Source organism: Flavobacterium solisilvae (genome assembly GCF_012911605.1).
GTDB classification, from domain to species: domain Bacteria; phylum Bacteroidota; class Bacteroidia; order Flavobacteriales; family Flavobacteriaceae; genus Flavobacterium; species Flavobacterium solisilvae.
Map to the genome: position 1 here is coordinate 1 of NZ_JAAMPT010000102.1, position 300 is coordinate 300.

General features: G+C 45.0%; 1 pseudogene. It reads left to right on the forward strand.

Annotation, left to right across the window (positions count from 1 at the left end):
- Positions 1-300: pseudogene (locus G6042_RS00480) on the forward strand (hypothetical protein); the annotation flags it as partial.

The following is a 300-nucleotide window of genomic DNA, read 5'->3' on the forward strand; positions in this document are numbered from 1 at the left end:
AATGTGCATCCGATACCACGCCAGATAGAACACGCTTTACGGTAATCCGTTCCGGATTGGCATCAAACGTGACTTATACAGTAACCAATGCCTTTAGCGAGCAGCAAATCATCACGGTAACAAACGACGGTTATGGAATTTACCACTACAGTCTAGACGATGGACCAATATTGGACAATGGCGGAATATTTACCAATGTACCACTTGGACCACATACAGTTCACGTATGGGATATGCGCGATCCAAACGGGTTTTCATGTGGCGTTGTAAGCATCACAGGCGTACAAATCATCGACTATC